General features: G+C 71.0%; 20 protein-coding genes. 10 read left to right on the top strand and 10 right to left on the bottom strand.

What is annotated here, in order from left to right; genetic code table 11:
- Positions 1-109: 109 nt before the first annotated feature.
- Positions 110-775, top strand: a complete 666-nt coding sequence (locus ACGFY5_RS41955; protein WP_392730168.1) for a SemiSWEET family transporter — start codon at positions 110-112, stop codon at positions 773-775.
- Between the two features lie 4 nt (positions 776-779).
- Here the strand turns inward: ACGFY5_RS41955 and ACGFY5_RS41950 are convergent, their stop codons facing one another.
- Complete coding sequence (locus tag ACGFY5_RS41950) at positions 780-1,832, bottom strand: zinc-binding alcohol dehydrogenase (protein WP_392730166.1); 1,053 nt, start codon at positions 1,830-1,832, stop codon at positions 780-782.
- Positions 1,825-2,790 (bottom strand): Gfo/Idh/MocA family protein, encoded by a 966-nt coding sequence (locus tag ACGFY5_RS41945; protein ID WP_392730164.1) that lies wholly within the window; start codon positions 2,788-2,790, stop codon positions 1,825-1,827. Before ACGFY5_RS41945 ends, ACGFY5_RS41950 begins: the two co-directional genes overlap by 8 nt.
- 111 nt (positions 2,791-2,901) lie before the next feature.
- Here ACGFY5_RS41945 and ACGFY5_RS41940 point away from each other — a divergent pair, with 111 nt between their 5' ends.
- Positions 2,902-4,101, top strand: coding sequence for a glycosyltransferase (locus ACGFY5_RS41940; RefSeq protein WP_392730161.1), 1,200 nt, complete (start codon positions 2,902-2,904; stop codon positions 4,099-4,101).
- On the opposite strand, the gene ACGFY5_RS41935 is transcribed toward ACGFY5_RS41940, so the two are convergent.
- From ACGFY5_RS41935 to ACGFY5_RS41915, 5 genes are all read right to left on the bottom strand, one after another.
- Complete coding sequence (locus ACGFY5_RS41935; RefSeq protein WP_392730160.1) at positions 4,070-4,462, bottom strand: SCO5389 family protein; 393 nt, start codon at positions 4,460-4,462, stop codon at positions 4,070-4,072. The genes ACGFY5_RS41940 and ACGFY5_RS41935 overlap by 32 nt on opposite strands.
- Positions 4,463-4,477: 15 nt before the next feature.
- Complete coding sequence (locus ACGFY5_RS41930; RefSeq protein ID WP_392730157.1) at positions 4,478-5,431, bottom strand: ATP-binding protein; 954 nt, start codon at positions 5,429-5,431, stop codon at positions 4,478-4,480.
- Between the two features lie 56 nt (positions 5,432-5,487).
- Complete coding sequence (locus ACGFY5_RS41925) at positions 5,488-6,156, bottom strand: hypothetical protein (RefSeq protein WP_392730155.1); 669 nt, start codon at positions 6,154-6,156, stop codon at positions 5,488-5,490.
- Between the two features lie 126 nt (positions 6,157-6,282).
- A complete protein-coding gene (locus ACGFY5_RS41920) occupies positions 6,283-6,750 on the bottom strand; it encodes a hypothetical protein (protein ID WP_392730152.1) in 468 nt (155 codons plus the stop codon).
- 85 nt (positions 6,751-6,835) lie between these two features.
- A complete protein-coding gene (locus tag ACGFY5_RS41915; RefSeq protein WP_392730151.1) occupies positions 6,836-7,744 on the bottom strand; it encodes a LysR family transcriptional regulator in 909 nt (302 codons plus the stop codon).
- Positions 7,745-7,814: 70 nt separating this feature from the next.
- Between ACGFY5_RS41915 and ACGFY5_RS41910 the strand changes: the two genes are divergently transcribed.
- On the top strand, positions 7,815-8,846 hold the full coding sequence (locus tag ACGFY5_RS41910; RefSeq protein ID WP_392730149.1) for a C4-dicarboxylate ABC transporter: 1,032 nt from the start codon (positions 7,815-7,817) through the stop codon (positions 8,844-8,846).
- On the opposite strand, the gene ACGFY5_RS41905 is transcribed toward ACGFY5_RS41910, so the two are convergent.
- Positions 8,760-9,188: a YccF domain-containing protein gene (locus ACGFY5_RS41905; protein WP_392730147.1), complete on the bottom strand. Its 429-nt coding sequence runs from the start codon at positions 9,186-9,188 to the stop codon at positions 8,760-8,762. The genes ACGFY5_RS41910 and ACGFY5_RS41905 overlap by 87 nt on opposite strands.
- Before the next feature lie 115 nt (positions 9,189-9,303).
- Here ACGFY5_RS41905 and ACGFY5_RS41900 point away from each other — a divergent pair, with 115 nt between their 5' ends.
- The 6 genes from ACGFY5_RS41900 to ACGFY5_RS41875 are packed head-to-tail and all read left to right on the top strand — an operon-like array spanning position 9,304 to position 16,551.
- A complete protein-coding gene (locus tag ACGFY5_RS41900) occupies positions 9,304-10,131 on the top strand; it encodes a glycosyltransferase family 2 protein (protein ID WP_392730144.1) in 828 nt (275 codons plus the stop codon).
- A complete protein-coding gene (locus ACGFY5_RS41895; RefSeq protein ID WP_392730142.1) occupies positions 10,131-11,033 on the top strand; it encodes a glycosyltransferase family 2 protein in 903 nt (300 codons plus the stop codon). The genes ACGFY5_RS41900 and ACGFY5_RS41895 overlap by 1 nt, the downstream gene beginning before the upstream one ends.
- Positions 11,030-11,785 (top strand): polysaccharide deacetylase family protein, encoded by a 756-nt coding sequence (locus ACGFY5_RS41890; RefSeq protein ID WP_392730139.1) that lies wholly within the window; start codon positions 11,030-11,032, stop codon positions 11,783-11,785. The genes ACGFY5_RS41895 and ACGFY5_RS41890 overlap by 4 nt, the downstream gene beginning before the upstream one ends.
- Positions 11,786-11,794: 9 nt before the next feature.
- Positions 11,795-13,114, top strand: a complete 1,320-nt coding sequence (locus tag ACGFY5_RS41885) for a glycosyltransferase family 2 protein (protein ID WP_392730136.1) — start codon at positions 11,795-11,797, stop codon at positions 13,112-13,114.
- Positions 13,115-13,143: 29 nt separating this feature from the next.
- A complete protein-coding gene (locus tag ACGFY5_RS41880) occupies positions 13,144-14,379 on the top strand; it encodes a lipopolysaccharide biosynthesis protein (protein ID WP_392730135.1) in 1,236 nt (411 codons plus the stop codon).
- Positions 14,380-14,397: 18 nt separating this feature from the next.
- The gene (locus tag ACGFY5_RS41875) at positions 14,398-16,551 is read left to right on the top strand and encodes a hypothetical protein (RefSeq protein ID WP_392730132.1); all 2,154 of its coding nucleotides are present in this window, start codon (positions 14,398-14,400) and stop codon (positions 16,549-16,551) included.
- On the opposite strand, the gene ACGFY5_RS41870 is transcribed toward ACGFY5_RS41875, so the two are convergent.
- Complete coding sequence (locus ACGFY5_RS41870) at positions 16,548-17,570, bottom strand: alpha/beta hydrolase (RefSeq protein WP_392730129.1); 1,023 nt, start codon at positions 17,568-17,570, stop codon at positions 16,548-16,550. The two genes, ACGFY5_RS41875 and ACGFY5_RS41870, sit on opposite strands and share 4 nt — an antisense overlap.
- A gap of 110 nt (positions 17,571-17,680) precedes the next feature.
- On the opposite strand from ACGFY5_RS41870, the gene ACGFY5_RS41865 reads away from it, so the two are divergent.
- Positions 17,681-18,331 carry a DedA family protein gene (locus ACGFY5_RS41865; RefSeq protein WP_392730126.1) on the top strand — a complete coding sequence of 217 codons (651 nt, stop codon included), beginning with the start codon at positions 17,681-17,683 and terminating at the stop codon, positions 18,329-18,331.
- Here ACGFY5_RS41865 and ACGFY5_RS41860 read toward each other — a convergent pair.
- Complete coding sequence (locus ACGFY5_RS41860; RefSeq protein WP_392730391.1) at positions 18,269-23,077, bottom strand: DNA repair ATPase; 4,809 nt, start codon at positions 23,075-23,077, stop codon at positions 18,269-18,271. The two genes, ACGFY5_RS41865 and ACGFY5_RS41860, sit on opposite strands and share 63 nt — an antisense overlap.
- Between the last annotated feature and the right edge of the window lie 16 nt (positions 23,078-23,093).

Genomic DNA, 23,093 nt, shown 5'->3' with positions numbered 1-23,093 from the left:
ATCGGGAGCCTGAGCGCCCGTTCGTTCATTCCGCAACTTTCGACGCCGAATCGAGGAGCGTCTGCGGGCGGGGGGCCCGCATTTCACTCGATGCGGGGGCGTTCGGAGCATGCGGCTGGAAGCAGCGTGGGTACTGGGCTGGGTCGCGACGGTCCTGGCGATCGGGTTCAACCTCCCGCAGGCACACCGCAGCTGCGTGCGTGGGAAGGTCAGCGGGATTCCGCCCGCGCGGCTCTGGTTGAGCCTGCAGAACTCCATGCTGTGGCTGTTCTACGGGCTGTCCGGCGCGGGGGCGATCCAGGTCGTCTGCAACGCGGTGAACAGCACGATCGGCATCCTGATCCTGGTGACTGTCTACCGGCTCACGCCGGCGGCGCGTCGGACCGCGCCGCGGTGGGCGCTCGGCATGGCCGGTGTGCTGCTGGTCGCGGTGGGGTTGAACGAGGTCGGAGGACCCGCCGCGGTGGGGACGGTCGCCGCGCTGGCAACGGTGCTGCCGGGCATTCCGCAGCTGGCGTCGCTGCTGCGGAATCCGGACGTGTCGGGGCTCTCACCGGTGTCGTGTGTGCTCGGGTTGGTCTGCACGCTGGCGTGGCTGGGGCACGGGGTGCTGCGTGGGGACGCGGCGGTCTGGGTGCCGAACGTGTGGCAGCTGTTCATGGCCACCACCGTCCTGTACTTCGTCGCCCGCTCCCACCGCCGCTCCCGCGCTATCACCCCGATCGAGCGACGGGCCCTCGCCCACGGTCGTGCCCCGGAGCTCGTGGCTGCCTGAGTCGTCAGAAGGTGAAGACGGTCTGGATGGTCGAGCGGGTGCGGTCGGACAGGGCTCGGAGGTGCTCCGGGGCGTCGTCGAACGGGATCAGGTCGGTGATCAGGTGTTCGCGGATCGCGGCGCCGTCGGCGCGGAGCAGATCGATCGTCTCCCCCGAGAGCCGGTCCCGGTCCCAGGCGTGCGCGGTGCCACGCGGCACCCGCCCGATCTGCGCGCACCGCACGGTGAGCCCGTTGTGGTGGAACTCCTCACCGAGCCGGACGGCATCCGCGCCACCCTGGTAGAACGCCAGATCGATCACCGTGCCCTGCGGCCGCAGCACACGCAGCGCGAGCGCCAGCGCCTCCGAGCGCCCCCGGCACTGGAACACCACGTCCGCGCCGTGGTCGGCAGCAGCGTGCCGCCACCGCGTCTTGAGCACCGGCGCCACGTCGACGTCGTCCGGATCGAGCGTTTCGAGCCCCAGCCGTTCCGCGACGGAGCGCCGCGCGGGCGTCGGATCCACCACGACGACGGAGGCGGCGCCGTAGCGCCGGGCGAACAGAGCAGTGAGCAGCCCGACCATGCCCGCACCGATGACGACCACTCGCCGCCCGCGGACACCGTCACCGAGCGTGCGGACCTCGCCGTAGAGATCGGCGGCGGCGTGCAGCAGTCCGTTCGCGCAGATCGGTCCGGCGTGCGCCACGTAAACGCCGAGCACCGGATCGAGGTCGGGCGGGAGCGGCACGATCCGGTCGACGAGCGGGTCCGCGGTGTAGCCGGTGCGATGCCCGTAGGCCATCGCTACCAGCGCTCCGGTCTCGACGACCCGGCCGACCTCCATGTACCCGAGCCGCTCGATCGGGTAGCCGGTCGCGGTGCCGGGCCGGAACAGGCCGAGCTCGGCGTCCCAGACCGACGTGGCGAACGGCGTCGTGCCCTTCACGGCAGCCAGTTCGGTGCCGGCGGAGAGGCCGCTGTACTCGGTCCTGATCCGCAGGGTGCCCTCCGCCGGAGGCTCCTCGCGGATCGTGGGCTGCCCGGGCTTCTCGACGATCAGCGCGCGCTCAGACATCGATCGGCCGCCGCTCGGCCGCGGACCGCGCCAGCGCGCACGCCAACTGGTGGCTGCGGAGCGCGTCGGGGTAGTCGACGAGTAAGCCGTCCCGGTCCCCTCCGACGGCGTCCAGGAACGCGCGGTCGACAGCGCGTTTGGCGTCCATCGGGTCCACCGGGTGCCACTGGTGCCCGTCGGCGGTCCGCACCTCGCAGCCCTCCTCCGAGATCGCCACCGCGATCCCGTCCGCGTACACCTCCAGCGCGGCGCGGTGCTTCCAGCCCAGGCGGCACGTCGTCGACAGCGTTCCGACCGCCCCCGACGCGAAGCGCAGCGTCGCCGCCGCGGAACCGTCGACGTCGGCGTCGGGCACGTCCGGGGGAGTGGCGTCGGCGACCGCGTAGACCTCGGTCACGTCACCGACCAGAACCCGAGCCAGATCGACGACGTGCACCGACTGTTCGATCAGCTGACCGCCGGAGCCGTCGCGCCGCGGCCACCACCCGACCGGCGGCACCTTGTCGAGCCAGGCGCCGGCGACGAGGCTCACCCGGTGGCCCTCGAGCGCCTCCCGCGCCCGTGCCACCGCGGCCGAATAGCGCCAGTGGAAGCCCACGCCGGTCACGATGTCGGCCGCGACGGCACGCGCCGCGAGTTGCGTCGGTAGTTCCTCGTCGAGGCCGAGCGGCTTCTCCACGAACAGCGGCACACCGGCGGCGAGCACCGTGGTCTCGGCCGCGCCGTGCGCGAACGGGGGCACGCACACGTAGACCGCGTCGGGCTCCAGCGCGAGCAGGTCGTCGACGTTTTCCTCGACGGTCGCGCCGTAGCTCTCGGACAGTGCCCGGGCCGTATCGGGGTTCGGATCGACGACGCCGACGATGGCGACGTCCGGGAATTCGGCCAGAACCGAGGCGTGCCGGGTGGCGACGCCGCCGGCTCCGACGAAACCGACGCGGTACCGCGTTGCGCGCATGGAGTCCTCCGGGTGGGTTCGGGCGATCGGTTCCCGTTGCGGGTCCGCCAAAACGCGACCGGTTTATCCAGCTGAAAACCGGTGATGTTCATGTGGCCGTGGGAGGTATCGATGTCGACGCTTACCGTTCTGATGAATGCGGGTCCCTGGTTACCTGTGCCGCCGAACGGTTACGGCGGGATTGAAAACGTCGTTGCGGCACTGGTGCCCGAACTCCGTCGTCGCGGCGTCCGCGTCGTGCTCGCGACCGTGGGCACGAGCACGCTCGACGTGGAAGACCGGATCGTGACGTTCGACGACGGGCAGTTCGCCCACCTGCAGCAGCCGTACAACCGGGCAGCCGGGATCGCGGCCGCGCACATGCACCAGGTGGTGGTGGAGCTGCGGCGGCGTCCGGAGATCGACGTCGTGCACGACAACGTGGAGGCGTGGGGGCCGGTGGTGCTGGCGGCCGGCTCCCACGTGCCGGTGCTGCACACGCTGCACTGGGACCTGGCCAAGCACCCGGCCCTCTATGGCCGCTTCGACGGCGGTGGCCGGGTGTTCGTCAACGGGGTCTCGGCGTCGCAGATGGATCGGGCTCCGGCGGCGCTGCGCGCGCACAGCGTCGGGCACGTGTACCTCGCGACGCCGCTCGCCACGGACGCCGACCGGCGCCCCCGGCCGCTCAAGGGTGACCACAGCGTGGTGCTGGGGCGGATCAGCGCGCTGAAGGGCCAGCACCTGGCCGCGCGGGTCGCGCACCGGCTCGGGAAGAAGCTGGTGCTGGCCGGCCCGATCGGTGCGTACCGGAACCCGGCGGAGCTGGCTGCGGCCTCGGATGACGCGTTGTCCAACCCGGACGTCCGGTACTGGGTGGAGGAGGTGGCTCCGCACGTGGACGGCGAGCTGGTGCGCTGGGTCGGAACCGTCGCCGGTGCGGAGCGGGACGAGTTGGTGGCCACCGCGTGCGCCATGCTGTTCCCGCTGCAGTGGGAGGAGCCCGGCGGCACCGCCGTGGTGGAGTCGCTGGCACTCGGTACGCCGGTGATCGGCCTGCGCCGGGGGTGCCTGCCCGAGCTGATCGAGCTGGGCGTCACCGGGCTGCTCGCCGACGACGAGGACGGGTTCGCCGAGGCGTGGCGCCGAGCCGACACGTTGAGCCCGGAGGCCTGTGCGGCATCGGCGGCGCGAAGATTCACCCCGGCCCGCGCCGCGGACGAGTACCTGGCGCTGTACCAGCGCATCCGCGGCCAGGAGCCGGAGAGCCGGCCGCTCGAGGCGGCCGGCCCGGGTGGGGTCAGCAGTCGCGGAGTTCCGGCGACTGGTTGAGCAGCTGGCCCCGGGTGGAGACGAAGGCGCGGTGCTCCGGGCCGCCGACGGCGGCCGGGCGGAACGCCGCTACCCGGTGGCAGTTCTGGAACGCCAGGGCCACCCCGAAGTGACGCTCGAGGCCGCCGCGGATCGCGTCGCTGGCCAGGGCGCGCAGCAGCTGCCCGCGCTCGGCTTCGCTCGGCGGGGGCGTGGAGTCGTCGGCGAACGCGTCGGAGCCGGACTCCAGGTCGGCGATGACGCGGGTGATCGTCGACCAGGCGTAGGGCAGTGACTCGCGGACGCAGTCGACGAACTCGGCGTCGCTGATGTCGCCGTGCTCGGCACGCTCGAGCAGGGCGGTGGGAACGTTCAGGGACATGGTCTTCTCCTTCGATCAGTGGATGAGTGCGTCCGGGCCCAGGACGAAGTCCGGATCGATCTGGGCGGCCAGGTCGGTGCCGGTGCGCTCGTCGCCCCAGGTCGCCGCGTTCCGCAGGTGGAAGTCGACCGCCTGGCGGGTGTAGCGGGGCCAGTCGCGGGGCGTCGTGTCGAGTGCGTCCCGGACCGCGGCCAGCGTCGAGCGGTCCGACGGCGCCAGGTCGTCCAGGTGCAGCGGCTCCCCGCGCTCGGCCGCCCGAATCGCGGGGGAGAGCCCCACGCAGCCGACCAGGTCGTCGCCGACCTGCTCGCGCAGGAACGCGACGTCGCCGTCGTCGAGCACCTTGTTGCCGACGACCGACACCGCCACGCCGTGCTCGGCGGCGTAACCGCAGTACTGGTGGTAGACGCTGACGCTCTTACGGGTGGGTTCGACGACCAGCACCGTGCGGTCGAACCGCGTGAACAGTCCGGAGGCGAACGCGTCGGCGCCGGCCGTCATGTCGACGACGACGTACTCGTCCGCTCCGTCGACGAGGTGGTTGAGCAGCAGCTCCACCGCGCCGACCTTGCTGTGGTAGCAGGCCACGCCGAGATCGGACTCGGCGAACGGCCCGGTGACGAGCAGCCGCGCGCCGGCGGCCGGGTGGCCGTACCGCTCCCAGAGCGGCTCGTCGTCGCTGACGCGCAGGAGCCGGGAGCCGCTCCCCGGCGGCGTCGTCTTGATCATCTCCGCCGCCGACGCGATCCGCGGGTTGTCGCCGCGCAGGTAGTCCTTGAGTGCGTCGAGGTGCTGGCCCAGGGGGACCAGGTTGACGTCTTCCGGTAGCCCGAGTGCAGCGCCGAGGTGCTGGTTGATGTCGGCGTCGAAGGCGAGTACCGGCCGCCCCTCTGCTGCGAGATGACGGATGAACAGCGCGCTCAGCGTCGTCTTGCCGCTCCCTCCCTTTCCGACGAACGCGATCTTCACGGGGGAACTCCTCGGTCGGTGATTGGCCCGGACCTGAAAATGAATATCATGAAGATCTAGTTTGGTGGGAGCGGTTGTCGGTGTGTCGCGGCGCCGCCGATGCCGGCGAGGAGGAGCACCATCGCGGGGAGCAGGGGCTCTTCGCCGGGTTGCGGAGGGTGGATTGATTGCCACGGCGGGGCATCGGGGTGGTCGAGCAGATCGGCGACGCGGAGCGCGCGGCGGCCGTGTTCGGCGCCCAGTCGCTCGGTGATCCAGTGGATGGCGGGGGCCGGGTCGGCTCGGACGTTGTAGCGCAGGTCGAGCAGCATGCTCACGGCCACCATCTCGGCGATGAGCACGCCGTCGCCGGGGCAGACGTTGTAGCGGGGGTCGCGTTCACGCTGGGTGAGGTGCGGGACGGTGTCGTAGGCCGGTTGGGGTGTGTGGGTGGTGACGATGCGGCGGATCGCCGCGAGGATCGTGCGGTGGGCTTCCGGTTCGAAGTCCTGCGGCGGCTCTTCGTCTTCGTCTTCGTCGTGCTCGTCTTCGTCCCAGTCGTCCTCGTCGTCGTCGGCTGCCGTGCCGCGCTCACGGATGAGGGCGCGGGCGAACGCCTCCACGCCCGCGAGGAACTGGGCGCGATCGGCGGCCGTGCGCTCGGACTCAGCCGCGCGGGGCGTCTGCTGCCGACGCCGGCCGCGACGAGCCTGGCGCCGCTTCCGGCGGATCGATTTCTTGGGCATGGGGCGGCGCTCCAATCAACGGACGCGACGTGGTCGTCAGCGACCGTAAGGAGCCCAACCCCCACTCGCCCGTTGCTCCACAGCCCGCGCCGAAAGCAGCTTCCCCTGTGGACGAGGTGCTGCTGATCAGGCGACGGTGAGGGCGCCGGCGGAGAGCCGGCTCAGGCGGCGCTCGGCCCAGCGGGTGAGGGCCTGATCGGTCATCGCGCGCTGGTAGAGGCCCAGGCTCGCGACACCGGTGACCGCGACCGTGATCGCGGCGAGAAGGCTGAATCCGGCCAGGCCGGCGAGCTGCTGCGGCATCCCGACGAGCGAGTCGGTGGCCAGGCGGGTCATGCCGTAGAGCTCGGACGCGGTGGCCGCGGCGCCGAGCGATGCGATGACCGACCAGTGCATGCGCTCCACGCGGGAACGAACCCAACGCACCCAGCGCCAGGCCGAGTAACCCGACAGTGCACCGGTGAGACCGAGGAACGTGACGGCGACGCCGCCGAGGCCGGCACCGATCGGTAAGAGCGTCGTGACCAGGGCGATCGTGAGGAACACCGCAACCGCAGCGATGGCTAACGAGAAGCCGAAGTCCAGCACGCCCAAGCACCCGCCCTACTTCAGAAACGACACGCGTCTTACATTCTTGTCGTTCGACCGTCCCGAAGCAACAGTCGATCCACACTGGACGTTATTTGCGAGCGATCGAGTACAGGTCGCGCGCCGGACCGGACAGTTGTTGCCCGGTGGGCCACACCGCACGGAGCTCCCGACGCAACCGGAGCGGCGGATCGGACTCCACCGACACCTCGACGAGCACCCCGCTGCTCAGCTCACCGGCGATCGCGAGCGAACTGAGCACCGCCGGGCCGCTCCCGGCCGCCACCGCGTACTTGATCGCAGTCGTCGAGGAGAGCTCGAGCAGCGGCGGCGCGATCGACGTCACGCCGGCCGCGTGCAGGGCGCTCTCCAGTGCGCGGCGCGTACCGGAATTCGCCTCGCGGGCGACGAGCGGCGTCGCGGCCAACTCGCTCACCGGTATACCGCGGCGGGCCCACGGGTGGGTCGGGGCGACGATCACCGTGAGCCGGTCGTCGTGCACGGTCTCGGCGTGCAGGCCCGACGGCAGGTCCGGGCCCTCGACGAACCCGAGGTCCACCTCGCCGGCGAGAACGCGCCGGGCGACGTCGGCGGAATTCATCGCGTCCAGGGTGACGCCGAGCGAGGGGTTGGCGGCTCGCACCGAGACGAGCCAGCGCGGGAACAGGTACTCCGCGACGGTCTGGCTCGCAGCCACGCGCAGCGTGCTGTCGTGGGCGGCTCGGAGCGCGCCGACACCGGCCGCGAGCGCGTCGGCGGCGTCGATCGCGGTGCGGGCCCAGTCGGCGACAAGCGCACCCTCGCTGGTGAGGGTGGAGCCGCGCGGGGTGCGGTGGAGCAGCGCGATGCCGAGGCGGCGTTCGAGTTGACGCAGGCGGGCGCTCACCGCGGGTTGGGAGACGCCGTGTTCGCGCGCTGCCTGCCCGACGCTGCCGAGCCGGGCGACCGAGAGCAGCAGGTCGAAGCTGCCGAGGTCGGCGAAGAGCGGCGCGAGGGGCATAACCGCAGTTTATGAGCCCAGCTCGTTTCGCTCCCTACCGGGCCGAACCGGCACGGCCGAGGCTGGAGCCGTGAATACGCTCACCGGACCCGGCGCGGGGCTTGCGAATGGCGGCGGGGTCACGCCGAACTGGTTTGCCGCGGTGATGGGAACCGGGATCGTCGCGGTCGGTGCGGCCGGGCTACCCGTGCAGCTCCCCGGGCTCCGCGTGCTCGCCACGCTCACCTGGCTCGCGGCCGCCGCGCTGCTCGTCGCCCTGCTCGTGGCGTCGGCGAAGCAGTGGAGGCGAGCAGCCACGCACGCGGCGGACCCGATCATGCTGCACTTCTACGGAGCGCCGCCGATGGCGCTGATGACCGTCGGCGGGGGCGCGCTCGTACTCAGTGGGGCCGCGCCGGCGGCGGTCGCGCTGGACGCCGTCCTCTGGACGATCGGCACGGTCGGCGGCCTCGCAACGGCGGTATACATCCCCTACCGCATGATCACCCGCCAGCAGCGGGACCTCCCGTTCGGCGGCTGGCTCATGCCGGTCGTACCGCCGATGGTGTCGGCCGCGAACGGCGCGCTCCTCGCGCCCCACGTCCCGTTCAGCGCGGACATCGAAGTCGTGTCGACGGCGCTCTTCGGCGCCAGCCTCCTCGCCGCCCTCCTCGTGCTCGCGCAGCTCTGGAACCGACTCCTCACCGGCCCGCCGCTCCCGGCGAAACTCGTCCCCACGCTGTGGATCGTGCTCGGGCCGCTGGGCCAGTCGATCACCGCGGCGCACCTGCTGTGGGACGACCCGCTCGCGTACACGCTGCCGGTGTGGGGTTTTGCGATGCTCTGGCTCGTTCTGGTCACCGCGGTCACGATCAAAACGAAACCGCCGTTCGGCCCCACCTGGTGGGGCTTCACGTTCCCGACCGGGACGCTCGTCACCGGAACGACGGCGGCGGCCGCCGACACCGGTTCCCCGATGCTGACGGCCGCCGCCGTTGCACTCTTCCTGCTACTGCTCACCCTGTGGGCGACGGTCTCAGTGCTGACGCTCCGGCACGCGGTACACCGGCGTGAAGGTCAGCCGGTCGCTGTCCACCACCTCACGCCCGAACGGAACCAGTGAGATCGGGATCAGCTTCAGGTTCGCCCACGCCATCGGTATACCGATGATCGTGACGGCCAGCGCGGCCGCGGTGAACAGGTGGCCCAGCGCGAGCCACCACCCGGCCACGACGAACCAGATGACGTTGAGGAGCCCGGCCCCGGCACCGGCGCCGGGCTTGCGGATCATTTCCCGCCCGAACGGCCAGAAGACGTACCCCGCGATGCGGAACGACGCGATCCCGAACGGGATCGTCACGATCAGCAGGCAGCAGATCAGGCCGGCGATCACGTAGCCGACGGCGAGCCAGAAGCCGGCGACGAATACCCAAATGACGTTGAGCAGAAGGCGAATGGCGCTCATGACTTGAGTGTCCCTCGCGGGCGCAATGTGCCAGCCGTCACAAATGCCCGAAGTATCAGTTCGGTCGTAACCCTCTCTTCCCTGGTGAGAGCCACGAGAGCAGGGGAGTACGGCGATGAGCACCACGATGAACCGCACCGTCAGCGTCGTCATCCCGACGATGAACGAGGCCCGGAACATCCCGGTCGTTCTCGCCGCCCTGCCGGACTACGTCGACGAGGTCGTGCTGGTCGACGCGAACTCCATCGACGGCACCGTGGCGGCCGCAAGAAATGCTCGCCCGGACATCAAGGTCATCAGCCAGACCCGCCGCGGCAAGGGCAACGCGCTCGCCGCCGGCTTCGAGGCCGCCACCAGCGACTACGTCGTCATGATCGACGCCGACGGCTCGATGGACCCGGCCGAGATCGACGCGTTCGTCCGCGAGCTCGACAACGGCGCCGACTACGTCAAGGGCAGCCGTTTCGTCGACGGCGGCGGCAGCGACGACATCAGCCCACTGCGCCGCGCCGGCAACTGGGGCCTGAACACGCTCACGAACCTGCTGTTCCTGACCAGCTACACCGACCTCTGCTACGGCTACAACGCCTTCCGCAAGAGCGCGATCCCGTCGTTCGGCTTAGCCCCGGCGCACACGCCCGCCCAGAAGTGGGGCGACGGCTTCGAGGTCGAGACGCTGATCAACATCCGGGTCGCCCGGGCGAACATGGTCGTCTCCGAGGTGCCGAGCTTCGAGTACGACCGCCTGCACGGTGAGAGCAACCTGCGCACGTTCCGCGACGGGTGGCGCGTCCTGGTCACGATCGTGCGCGAGCGGTTCAGCCCGCAGCTCCCGGCCATGACGCGTGCCGCACGTCTCAGTGCCGCACTCGGATCTCAGGTTCCGGTGCGCGCGGTCGATGCCGCAGGTATGACCCCCACCCGCGTGAACAGCGCTGTCTGATGACGGTGACCGTCGGCATCACGTGCCACACCGAACAGCGCTGGAGCCAGCTCGTCGAGGCGATCGCCTCGGTCCGCAGCCAGGATCACCCGCACCGGCTCGTCGTGTCCGTCGACCACAACCGGCCGCTCTTCGAGCGGTTGACAGACCACTACGGCGACGAGATCGACGTCGTCGAGAACCAGTACCAGCAGGGCGTCTCCGGCTCCCGGAACACGATCGCGCTCGCGGCGACCACGCCGCTGGTCGTCTTCCTCGAGGACGACGCGTTCGCCGAGCCGGGCTGGCTCACGGCCCTCGTCGCCGCGATGGACGACGAGAACGTCCTCGGCGCCGGCTCCCGCATCCTGCCGGTCTGGCACACGAGTGAGCCCCGCTGGTTCCCCCGCGAGTTCGGCTGGGTGATCGGCGCGACGCTGCCCGAGGCCTCCGCCGAGCCGACAGCGGTCCGCAACGTCTGGACCGGCGGCATGATCGTCCGCCGCGACGTATTCGCCGAGGTCGGCGGCTTCCGCGCGGACTTCGGCAAGGTGGGCGACGTTTCCGAACCCGAGGACACCGAGCTCTGCCTGCGCATGTCCCGCAGCCGCCCGGGCGCCGTCTGGCTGCGCGTGCCGGCCGCGGTGATCCGCCACCACGTTCCCGCCGAGCGCTCCAGCGTCGCGTTCTTCCTGCGCCGCTGCTGGCTGGAAGGCCGCGGTAAGGCCGGTCTCGCCAAGCTCACCCGGAACCGCACCGCGCTCTCCGAGGAGAGCAGTTACCTGCGTCGGGTGCTGCCCCGCGGCCTGCGCGCCTACCTGCTCCAGGGCGACGTCACCAAGGCCGGCATGGTGCTCGCGGGCGTGGCGTCGACCGGGGTGGGGTTCGCGCTGCAGCTGGCCAGGACCGGGCTGGCACGATGACCACGCTGCCGATCCTGATGTACCACGGCGTCCCGGCCGAACCGGACTCCGTGCCCGACCGGCTGCAGGTTCCCGCGGCCGATTTCCGCATGCACGTCTCGACGCTCACCGCCGACGGCTGGGAGCTGCTCGGGCTCACCGAAGCGCTGTCCGCGAAGGCCGCCGACCCCGACCGCCCGGTCGTCGCGCTGACGTTCGACGACGCCTACGACGACTTCCTGAACGCCGCGGTCGTGATGGCCGAGTTCGGCGCGCGGTCGACGCTCTACGTCCCGACCGGCTCGGTGGGTCACCACGGGTACCTCGACTGGGACCAGCTCGGCGCGCTCGCGGCGTCCGGCGTCGAGATCGGCAGTCACTCCCGGCGGCACCGTCCGATGGACACGCTGGCCCCGATCGCGCTCGGCGACGAGCTCGTGCGCAGCCGCGCCGAACTCACCGCGCGGCTCGGCGTCGAGGTGCGTTCGTTCTGCTATCCGCACGGCTACAGCAACCGGCAGTCCCGGCAGGCCGTCGCGGACGCCGGCTACCTGAACGCGTGCGTGATCGGACGCCGGATCGCGCGGTCGGGCGACGACCGGTTCGGGCTGCCCCGGCTGCAGCCGCTGCCCGGCATGAGCCGCGCCGAACTGCGGAATCTCGTCACGTCCGGGGAACCGGGCTTCGCGCCGATCGTCAAGCGCGCTCTTCAACCCGCCTGGCGTCTGACCCGCCTGGCGAGCACCCGTCTGCTGGCGCACGAGCTGACGTAGAGGACCACGATGAGTCGCATCCCCGGCGTCGTGCTGGACGTCGAGCTGTCCGCTCCGCTGCCGTCGGTCCACGTCTTCGACACGCTCGGGCACCGGCGTGAGGCGGCCTGGGTGATCGTCCGGCTGTTCACCGAGCCGCTCGCGATGGTGCGGCTGGACCTGCCGTCGGACGACGAGTTGAGCCCGGCCGCGCTGCTCGACGGCATCCTGGCGGAGTGCCGGAATGCGATCGCGGCGCGGATCGACGTCGCCATGCTGACGCCGGACGGCATTCCGCTCTCGGCGCTGGCCGCGACCCCGCCGTTCCTGGCCGGGCGGGCCCGCGCGCTGGAGCTGGCCCCGCCGGTCACCGTCGTCATCTGCACCCGGGAGCACCCCGACGAGCTGCGTGACTGCCTGATCAGCCTCACCGACCAGGAGTTCGACCGCTTCGACGTCCTGGTGGTCGACAACGCGCCGGTCGGCGACCGCACGCGTCACGTGGTCGAGGAGTTCCGCGGTCGGTTGACGATCGAGTACGTCGCCGAGGCGCGACCCGGGCTGTCGCGGGCCCGGAACGCCGCGATCGCCGCGCTGAGCCGCGAACCCGGTGAGCGGATCGTCGCCTGGACCGACGACGACGTCCGCGCCGACCCGCACTGGGTCGCCGAGATCGTCCGTGCTTTCGGGGACAACCCGGCCGCTGTCGCGGTGTCCGGTGTCGTCGTCCCGGCCGAGCTCCGCACCGACGCCCAGGCCTGGTTCGAGCAGTTCGGCGGCCACAGCAAGGGCCGCGGGTTCCTTCCCGACGAGTTCGGGCCGCACACCGCCCAGAGCCCGCTCTACCCGCTGCCGGCGTTCGGCGTCGGGGCCAACATGGCGTTCCGTCTGCACGCCCTGCGCACGTTGAAAGGGTTCGACGAGGCACTCGGTGCCGGTACACCCGCGCAGAGCGGCGAGGACACGCTGATCTTCAGCCGGCTGCTCGACCTCGGGGCGACCACGCTTTACCACCCGGCGGCGCTGGTGCGTCACGTGCACCGTGCCGACCTCGACGGGCTCCGCACGCAGATGGCCGGGTACGGCGCCGGGCTCACCGCGTTCTACGCCGCGCTGATCCGGGACGACCCGCGTCGGCTCGTGCGGCTGCTCCGGCTGGTGCCGACCGCGGTGAAGGACCTGACGAGCAACGACAGCGTCCGGGTCGGCACGGTCCGGAAGGACTTCCCGACCGAGCTGTTCGCCGCGAACCGGCGAGGCATGCTCGCCGGCCCGTGGCGTTACCTCCGAGGACTGCGGGCCTCCGCGCCGGCTGGTGCGGCCACGAAGACCCCGGTCGGTCTCCGGTGACGATCGCCCCTCCCGTAGCTCGGAGTGCGGTGTCCAGGTGGAGGTCGTCCACGGTGCTGCGTCAAGCGTCGGCGCTGATGTCGTCGACAGTGCTGGCGTCGGCGTTGAACATGCTTTTCTGGGTCGCCGCCGCACACCTGTACCCGACCGACGAGGTCGGGCACGGCAACGCGACCGTCTCGGCGATCGCACTGGTCAGCGGGATCGCGCAGCTCAACCTCTCGTCGGTGTTCGTGCGGTTCCTGCCCCAGGCGGGGCACCGCACAGGTGCGTTCCTGGGCTCCGGCTTCGCCGGGATCCTCGCCGGCTCGGTGCTGTTCGGCGGCACCTACCTGCTGCTCGGCCCGGGCCACGGCTTCGGCCTCGGACGCTGGGACTGGCTCGGCTTCGTGCTCGGCGTGACCGTCTACGCGCTCTTCTACGTGCAGGACGGCGTGCTCACCGCGTTCGGCCGGGCCGGCACGGTCGTGGCCAAGCAGGTGGCGACCTCCAGCGCCAAGCTCGTACTGCTCGTGGCGCTGGTCGCCACCGGCTCCGAGCTGGGCATCGAGGCCGCCTGGTGCATTCCCGCGGCGGTCGCGGCCGTCGTGCTCACGTTCGTGATCTTCGCTCGCCTCGCCCCGGCGCGCAGCGTCGGCGAATCGCAGTTGCCCGGCCCGCGGCAGCTGGGCAACTTCGTGGCCGCGGAGTACGTCAACAACCTGGTCGGCAACGTCGTCACGCTGATCCCGCCGGTGCTGGTCGTGCACGTGGCCGGCTCGGTGGCCAACGCCTACTTCGCGGTGCCGTGGCTGATCGTCATCACGCTGCAGACGCTGGTCTGGAACATCATGATGTCGTTCATCGCCCAGGTCGGCCGCGACCCGGACGGCCTGGCCCACCACCTGCGCCGGATCCTCGGCCTGGTGACGGCGGTCGCGGTCGCCGGCACGCTCGGCCTGGTGGTGCTCGGCCCGACGCTGCTGCTCGTGCAGGGCACGGCATTCGCGGACGGCGGCGGCACGCTGCTGCGGGTGGCGGCGCTGAGCTTTCCGTTCACCGCTGTTGTCATCGTCTACTGCGCGCTGGCGATCCTGGTGAACCGGCTCTGGCCGGCCGTGTTCGTCCAGGCCGTCACCGCTGTCGTGTTCCTCGGTGGTGCGGTGGTGCTCCTGCCACGGCTGGGGCTGCCGGGCGTCGGACTGGCGTATGTCGGCGCACAGGCGCTGACGGCGGCGGTCCTGCTGCCCGGGCTGGTGATCCGAATCCGGACTTTGTTGCAGTAATAGGTACAGAATGACTGGGTGACCGTCCGTCTGCTCTCGTCGGTGCCCCGCGGCAGCACCGCACTCGGCACCCCGACGTCCGAAACCGGGCTGGCGGCGGTCGCCGTGGCAACAGTGGTGGCCGGGACCGTCGCGCTGCTGATCCCGGACGGGCCGATCCGGCTGGTGCTGCTGCTGGCGTTCTTCACGGCCGGCCCCGGCGCCGCGATCGTCAGCCACCTGCGGATCGCCGACCAGGTAGTGGCGAGCGCGCTCACGATCACGTTCAGCCTGGCGCTCACCGGGCTGAGCGCGGCGTCGATGGTGTGGTTCCGGGCGTGGCACCCGTTCGCGGCGACCGCCGCACTGCTGGCTTTGACGGCAGCTGTCGCGCTGGCCCGGCTACGCAGGCCGGACGTGATGGGCCGGACCGACGTCCTCGACCGGGTCGGCACGGACGCGCCGCCCACGGGGGTGGCTCCCGTGCTCACCCCGACGCTGTTCGTCGTCGCGCTGGGGCTGTGGCTGGTCACCGTGCTGCGGGCCGACCCGAACGGGATCACCGAGTTCGGTCTGACGTGGGGCCTGGGAGTTCCGTTCGTCGCCGCGATCGGAATGGTGGGGGTCGGGTTCGGCATCGAGCTGTTCGGGCGGGCCCGCACGCTCGTGCTGCTCGCCGGCATCGGGGCGATGGGACTGCTGGTGTGGGCGACCGCGCCGCTGCTCGTGCCGGTGCCCGAGTACCCGTGGGTGTACAAGCACGTCGGCGTCGTCGAGCTCGTCCAGCGCTACGGCCAGGTCGTCGACCCGGACGACATCTACCAGCGCTGGCCGGCGCTGTTCGCCGCCACCGCGCAGCTCTCCAGTGTCGCCGGGGTGGCGTCGATCCGGTTCGTGGGCTGGTCGACGCCGTACTTCGGGCTGATCGACGCGCTGTTGATCGCCGCGATCGTGCGGGGACTGAACCGGGACGTCCGGGCCGTGTACCTCGCGGTGTTCCTGTTCGTCTGCTCGCTCTGGGTCGACCAGAACTACTTCTCCCCGCAGGCCTACGCGTACGCCCTGAGCCTGGGGTTCTTCGCGCTGCTGATGCACGGCTGCCGGGGGCTGCCCGGGTCGCGGGCCGCCGGACGGCTCAACCGGCTGCGTCAGCTGCTCGTGCGCGACGCCCCGCCGGTACGGGACCGGCCGCGGTGGCCGGTGCTCGTCGTCGTGGCGCTGGTGTTCGCGGCGATCACCGCGGCGCACCAGCTCACCCCGTACCTGCTGCTGTTCGGCGTCGGCGTACTGACGATCGTCGGTCTGATCCGACCGAACTGGCTGGTGATCGCGCTGGCCGCGATCGCGGGTGGGTATTTCCTGCCGCGGATGGGCGGGGTCGAAAGTCAGTACAACCTGTTCGACGGGTTCGACCTGTTCAAGAACGCGTCCGGCACGACGAGCGGGTGGGGGACCCGGGCGCAGGAGTTCTCGGCGCTCGTCGCCCGGGGGCTGTCGGTGGCGGTCTGGCTCGCGGCGCTGGTCGTCGGGTGGCGGCACCGCCGTGGGCTCGGGCGGATCGTCATCCCGTTCGCGCTCGGGTTCACGCCGTTCCTGCTGCTGTTCCTGCAGAGCTACGGCGGTGAGGCGATCTACCGGGTGTACCTGTTCTCGGTGCCGTGGTGCGCGATGCTCGCCGCGTCGTGGTGGGCGGGGTCGCGGCGCTGGGGTATTGCTTCCGGCGTGGTGTTCGCGCTGCTCGCGATAGCGGCGCTGCAGGGGTTGCAGGGACAGTACGCGCTGCACGTCGTCCCGCCGGCCGACATCCGGGCGGCGCGCTACCTCGAGACGCAGGCCCCCGCCGGGTCGACGATGACGATGCTCGCGCCCGCGTTCCCGGCGCGGCTCACGGCGGACTACGGCGACCTCAACCCGGGCCGCAGCGTCGACCCGTCGATCACCGACGAGCCGTCGTTCAAACACCTCGTGCTCGACGCCGACCAGCTCCCGGCGATCGAGAGCTGGGCGGCGTCGTACGGCGGCACGGAGACGTTCCTGGTGATCACACCGCTGATGCAGCGAACCGCCGAGTACTTCGGCAACCTGCCCCGCGGCTCGGTCGAGGCGCTGCGCGCGGCCCTCGACGCCTCACCCCACTGGTCGGTCTACTACCGCGCCGGCCAGATCACCATCTACCGCCTCGAGCCCGCCTAGCGTTCCAGGCGTTCGGCCAGCCATTTGAGGGCCTGGGGGTAGCGGTAGTCGATGCCGCCGTGGGTGGCGTCGAAGAGCTCGAAGTGGATGCGGTCGTCGGGGACGCCGATCCGCTTGAGGCCCGCGTGGAACGCTTGGGCGCCGAGGTCGAGGTACCACTCGTCGCGGGTGCCGGCGTCGATCCAGATCGAGCGTTGCGACAGCAGCGCGTCGGCGTACGTGTCGATCATCCGCACCGGGTCCCAGTCCAGCCATCGCTGCCAGCGCTCCGGGATCAGCACGCCGGTGATCGGGTCGAACGGCAGCTGCGGGGTGCCGTCCTCGTCGGCGGAGAAGCAGGCGGTGCAGCCGAGCAGGATCAGCAATTCGCCGTCGGCCTCCTTCGTGAACGACGTCCGCGACTGGAAATCGGCCCACCACCGCTGGATGTCCCCGTCGTACTCACGGAGGAGCCGCACCGCCTTCGCGAATCCGCTCACGTAGCAGTACTCGTAGAGGGCGTCGCCCGCGTGCGTGGCGAGCGCGCCGAACAGGTCCGGGCGCAGCATCGGCGTGATCATCGCCCCGAACCCGCCCGACGACTTGCCGCTGATCGCCCGCGACTCCGGGCGCGCCAGCGTCGCGTACCGGGCGTCGACCCACGGCACGACCTCGTCGCAGAGGTACGAGTGGTACGGCCCGGTGCCGGGGGAGTCCACGAACTGGGAGCCGCCGTACGTGGTCCACGCGTCCACGAAGACGACGATGCACCCGGGCGTCTCACCCGAGGCGAACAGTGCGTCGACGTTCTCCGGGAACGTCTGCCGGTACGGCGAGCGGTTGTTCCACATGTCGATCTGGCCGGTGTAGCCCTGAATCACGTACACGACCGGCAAGGGCGTGTCCGACGAGTAGCCCGGCGGCGTGTAGACCCACAGTGGACGCTCGTGGGGATCACCCAGGGGATTACCCCTGAGCAGGTTCGATTCGATCGTGTCGCGATGCAGCTGACCAGCCATTTCGGTGTTCCAGGGACGCATGCTCCCAGCCAATCACGAGTGCCGGAAGCCAGGGGCGTTCCCTGACGAAAGTGCATTAATTCGCTGCGAGGCTCAGCCGTAGTGTCCGGCTCCGAGCCGAAGGAGCACGCATGGTCACCGACATCCTGGACTGGCTTCAATCGTTGCCGCCGCTCGCGGTCATCGCCGTGGCGGGGCTGCTCGTGCTGGGCGAGTGCACGCTCGGGCTCGGGCTGATCGTGCCCGGTGAGTCGAGTCTGCTCGTCGCCGCGACGACGGTGAACGGACCCGGGCGGTTCGTCGCGCTGTGGGCGGTGGTCACGGTGTGCGCGATCCTCGGTGATGCGATCGGGTACACGATCGGGCGTCGGTACGGGCCGCGCCTGCGAGAGACGCGGTTGATCCGCCGGTACGGGGCGGTGCTCTGGGACCGCGCCGCGGCGACCCTGCAGCGGCGCGGCCCGCTGGCGGTGTTCTTCATCCGCTTCCTGCCCGCGGTGCGTGCGTTGGGACCCGCCGCGGCGGGCAGCGCGGGCCTTCCGCTCCCGCGCTTCCTCCCCGCCGCTGCCCTCGGTGCGGCGAGCTGGTCCGCGCTGCACGTCGGCATCGGCGCCGCGCTCGGCTCCGCCGCCCGCCAGTTCGAGAAGACGTTCACGCTCGGCGGCTACGTGATCGTCGGCCTGCTCGCCGTCGTCCTGCTCCTGTTGGGCATTCGGACGCTACGAGCGCGGACCAAGTCGGACGATGGCCTGCTCGACCTCCCGGACCCGATCCGCGAGTAGGCCCACGGCGCCGACCGCCCGGCCCAGGGGGTCGTCGGAGCCGCCCAGCGCCCGCTCGCGGAGGAACCCTTCCTTCACGGCGGACCAGCGGGCGGATGCCTCCGGAGTGAGCACACCCCGCAGCTCCGCCAGCTTCAGCAGGTTCGCCTCGGCGTCCGCCGCGAGCGTCTGGGCCTCCCCGACGTAGTGGTCGTCGATCACGGCCTCGAGCTCGGCGTCGTTCATCACCGGCAGCACCCGCTGCGCCATCTTGTTCATGTTCCGGTACGAACCCTGCAGCCGGTACGGCGGCTCGGTACGCGACGAATCCGCCTGCGCCGCCGACGCGATGTACGCCTCGTTGTTCCGTAGAACCACATGTTGCACGCGCAGCAGGTGACGCAGCACGGCCAGGATCTGCTCCAGCTCCACGGACGAGTACGTCTTCTCCAACTGGTCCGGCCGCACCGTGGCGTCCCCGCGCGCCAGCCGCACCAGCAGCTCGACGTCGGCCGGCGCACCGGTCGAGAGCGGCGCGAGCACCGGGTTCGACGTCAGCGTGTTCTCCAGGAAGCTCAGCGCGAACAGCTCCTCGCGCCCGGACAGCACGTCACCGAGGTTCCAGACGTCGGCTCGGTTGGCCAGCATGTCCGGCACCTGGAACCGCTGCCCCGACTCGGTGTACGGGTTGCCGGCCATGCACACCGCGAAGCGCTTACCACGCAGGTCGTACGTCTTGCTGGCCCCGTCCATCCGGCGGGTCGCGTCACACAGGGAAATGAACTTCTGGAGCAGCTCGGGCGACGTGTGCTGGATGTCGTCCAGATAGAGCAGTGTGTTGTTCCCCAGCTCCAACGCGAACGTGATCTTCTCGACCTCGCGCCGCGCGGCCGCGTTCGGTGCCTGCTCCGGGTCGAGCGACGTCACGTCGTGGCCCAGCGCCGGGCCGTTGACCTTGACGAAGACCAGGCCGAGCCGGGACGCGACGTACTCCATCAGCGTCGTCTTGCCATAGCCGGGTGGGGACAGCAGGAGCAGCAACCCCATCTGGTCGGTGCGTGAGTCCGGGCCCACGGTGCCGAGCTGCTTGGCGAGGTTGTCGCCGATCAGCGGGAGGTAGACCTGGTCGATGAGGCGGTTGCGGACGAACGAGCTGAGCACCCCTGCTTCGAGCTCGTTGAGGCGGAGCCGGGCGCGTTCTTCCGCGATCACGGTGCCGCGCTGCTTCTGGTAGGCGCGGAACGCCGGGACGCGGACGTCCTGGAATCGGCGGACGCGGGCCAGTACGTCGTCGAGGCGCACGGTCAGCGTCCGGCCGGTGATGCGGGGGTGTGCCGACAGGAGGCCGTCGACGGTGGCTTCGAGCTGCGCGGCGGAGTCGCGGCGGGGGACGTCGTCGCCGATGAGCAGGTACGCGACGGCCTCGTCGCGGTCCTCGGTGGCTTCGGGCGAGTAGGCCGACATCCACGCGTTGATCAGCCGGTGCCGGGCGGTGACGTCGTCGCCGAGCTCCTTGAGGTCGTCTTCCAGAGTGGACGCGTTGGGGCCGAGGGCTCGTTCGAAGCCGGCCACCAGTTCCGCCGCCCGGGGGCCGGTGACGAACCCGAACGGTTCGTGCGCGAGCTCGGCGATGAGGTATTCCGCTGCGAGCAGCGGCTGCTCGGCCTCGGTCATCTCGGCCGCGAGCTCGGCGGTCAGCGCTTCGAGCCCGTCGCCCGCCCCGAAGATCTCGTTCGCGCGGGTCAGCGACCGGGCGCGCACCTCCCACTGTTTCCGGTCCTCGACGCCGTACGCCCAGAACAGCTGCGCCGCCGCCCGCGCCCCGGGCGAGTACCGGAGCAGCCCGGCCTCGTCGTACAGCTCGACCAGCGCGCCGAGAACCACCGCCGCATCCGCATCGTGGACGCCGCGCTCGTACCCCTCCTCGTACCGCTCGGCAGCAGCGGTCTGCACCTGTGCAGGGTCACGAACACCCGAGAGGAGGAGGGTGCCGGCCAGGTACTCCACGCGGCTGAGGGTGGCGTCTTCGGAGACCAGGGGCTGGTCCCAGAACTCGGCGGTGGACGCGAACGTCGGGTCGGTGACCGGGGCGCGGTAGTCGGTGCCGGTGATCGCGAACACCGGTTTGCCCTCGTGCGGCACGAGCGTCAGCTCAGCTGCCTGCGTGTTCACCGCGAACCGGTGCCGTCCGAGCCGGATCGTGTCGCCGTCGTACAGGTCGGTGCGGTCCCGCAGCGCCCGCCCGGCCTCCTGACGCGCGGTCGACAGCCGCCGCTCGAACTCCTCCGCGCGGATCGCGTCGCCGAGCGTCCGCAGCTCGCCGATCAGGCCGCGCAGCGTGCCGACCATCGGGTCGGTCGCGAAGTACGTGTTGACGTCCTCGAGTGTGGCCAGCTGAACGGCCCGGCGCTGCACGCTGCCGAGGATCCGGTCGGCACTCGCAGCCAACCGGTTCGCCCGCCGCTGCCGGTCGTCGAGCAGCGCCTGCTTCCGCGCCGAGAACGCCTCGTAGACGTCCTCGCGCTTCTCCGCGAGCGACGCGAGGAACTCGTCGAACTGCCCGAACCGGGACTCGAGCCCTTCGACCTGAGCCATCAGCTTCGCGAGCTGCTCGTCGCACGCCTCGGGGGAGTCGGCGACCGCCAGTCCACCGGTCACTGCCTGCCCGAGCAGCGCGAACTCCGCCGCGAACTGGGCACGTCCCTCCACCGCGAGCAGCTCGCGGCGCCGCGCGTCGAGCGTCGCCCGGGCGCGGTTGATGCTGCCGAGCACACCGCCGATGCGGGCGAGCAGCTCGGTGCGGACGGTCGCGTCCTCGATGTCCAGCGACGTGAGGACCTCGGTGACGACGGCCAGCCCGTCGGACTGCTGGTCGAGCCGTTCGGCCAGCGGTGCCGCCTCCGCCACGGACGCGATCGCGTCGGCGTCGGCAGTGAGCAGTTCGGCTTGTTGTTCGTAGCTGTCGAAAGCACCCTCGCCGCGGAGGAACTCGACCGCCCGGCGGCCGGCGGCCGCGAGCTCGTCGGTCAGTTCCGCGGCGAGTGCGTCGACGGCGGTCTGGTCGACGTACCGGACCTCGCGCAGCCCGACCAGCCGACCCTGCGCCCGGCGCAGCGCGGCGAGCTGGGCGGCCCACTCCTCTGCCGTGGTCGGCGAACCCGTCCGCGCGTCCCGGATCAGCGTGCCGACCTCGGCGACAGCGGCGGCGAGCGCGTCCGCGGCCTGCGCGGTGAGGCTCTGGACCTTCTCGAACTCCTCGCGGACCTGCTCGGCGGTGCGCCGCAGCTGCGCGAGCGGGGTACCCAGGCCGTTCTCGTCGAGCCAGTGGTACTGGTCGACGGCGCGGCGGCAGGCGCCGATCAGCGCGTCGAACGCCGCTTCGGTGGGCGTCGTGTCCTCGGCCATCCGGGCGACCGACAGCAGGTCGGAGATCCCGCGGACCAGATCGGCGTTGCCGATCCGCTCCAGCGGTCCGGTGCCCACCGGCTGCGCTGCTGCGTACGTGTCCGACACGTACGGCGTCTGCCACACCTGCATCTGGTGGACGCGAGTCGGCTCGGCGTTCGTGGCGCGCAGCACGACCAGCGTGCCGTCGTCGTAGAACGCGTAACCGTGGCAGGGGATCGGGTTCGCGATCTCCTTGCGGATGACGTTGTACGGGAGCAGCAGGTAGCGGCCGTCGGTCCGGCTGTGGAAGACGTAGAGGACGTCCTCGCCGTTCGTCGAGCGGATGACACGCTCGAACTCCAGGCCGGAAGTGTCCTGGTCGAAAACGCGGTGGACGCCTGTCGACAGGTAGTAGCCGCCGGGCACGACGATGCCCTGGTCCTCGGGCAGGCGCTGGCAGGCCTGCCCGATGCCGTCCAGCCGCAGGACGTCGCGGGTGAGCGTGTTGAAGATCAGGTAGCGCCAGGCGTCCTCTTTGTACGGACGGATCCGGAGCAGGATCAGGGGGCCGATGCGGGCGTAGCTGACGTCGGCGTCGGCGAGGCTCTGCAGCGGTTCCTTGACCGGCTCGGTGTAGATGCCCTCGCCGGACTCGGTGTTGTTCTCGACCTTGATCGTGAGGTCGCCGCCGATCGTCTCGACGAACACCACGCCGAGGATCGAGATGTGCGGGTGCCGGCCGAGGACGTGGTCGGTGCGGGTGGTCTCGACCCAGTCGAAGTCCTGCTTGGCGGGGAACGTGTGGTCCCGTTCGCCCTTGTTGTCGACGTAGTTCGCCGTGCCGTCCAGGTTGAGGCGCCAGCGGAGCACGCGGTTGTCGTCGGCGTTCGGGCTGGTGCGGAACACCGCGAGCAGCAGCGGGTCGAGCCGGCGCAGCTGCAGCAGCGAGCTCTCCCGGAAATACCGGTACTGCTCGCCGAGGTCCTTGGTGAACTGCTCGTCGGTGAGGAGCGGGTCGTGCTCGAGTTGCTCGAAGCTGAGCCGGTCGTTGTCGCGTACCAGGCGGTGCACGGAGAACACGTCGTCGACCGTCGTCTCCGGCTTCATGCCCAGGTAGGCGTTGTAGCCGAAGAGCAGCCGGTCGCCGACCGACGTGATGTCGCGCGGGACGCAGTTGTGCTCGGTGCGGATCTGCGCGGTGCCGGTGAGGCGTAGTTCGGTGCCGCCGAAGACGTCGAGCCGCTGCGTGTTGAGCGCCTCGACGTGCTGCGCCAGCTCCGTTGCCTGCGTCTTCAGGCGGCTCCGGAGGACGTCGTAGGTGCCCGCATCGAGCCCGGGCGTGGCCGGGCCGGCTGGTACGTCAGCCGGCCCGCCGCCCACGCCCGCCGGGCCGGCG

The organism is Cryptosporangium sp. NPDC048952 (genome assembly GCF_043197895.1).
Lineage (GTDB): Bacteria > Actinomycetota > Actinomycetes > Mycobacteriales > Cryptosporangiaceae > Cryptosporangium.
Note: the sequence above shows the minus strand (reverse complement) of the source record. Positions and strands in the feature narration are given on the sequence as shown.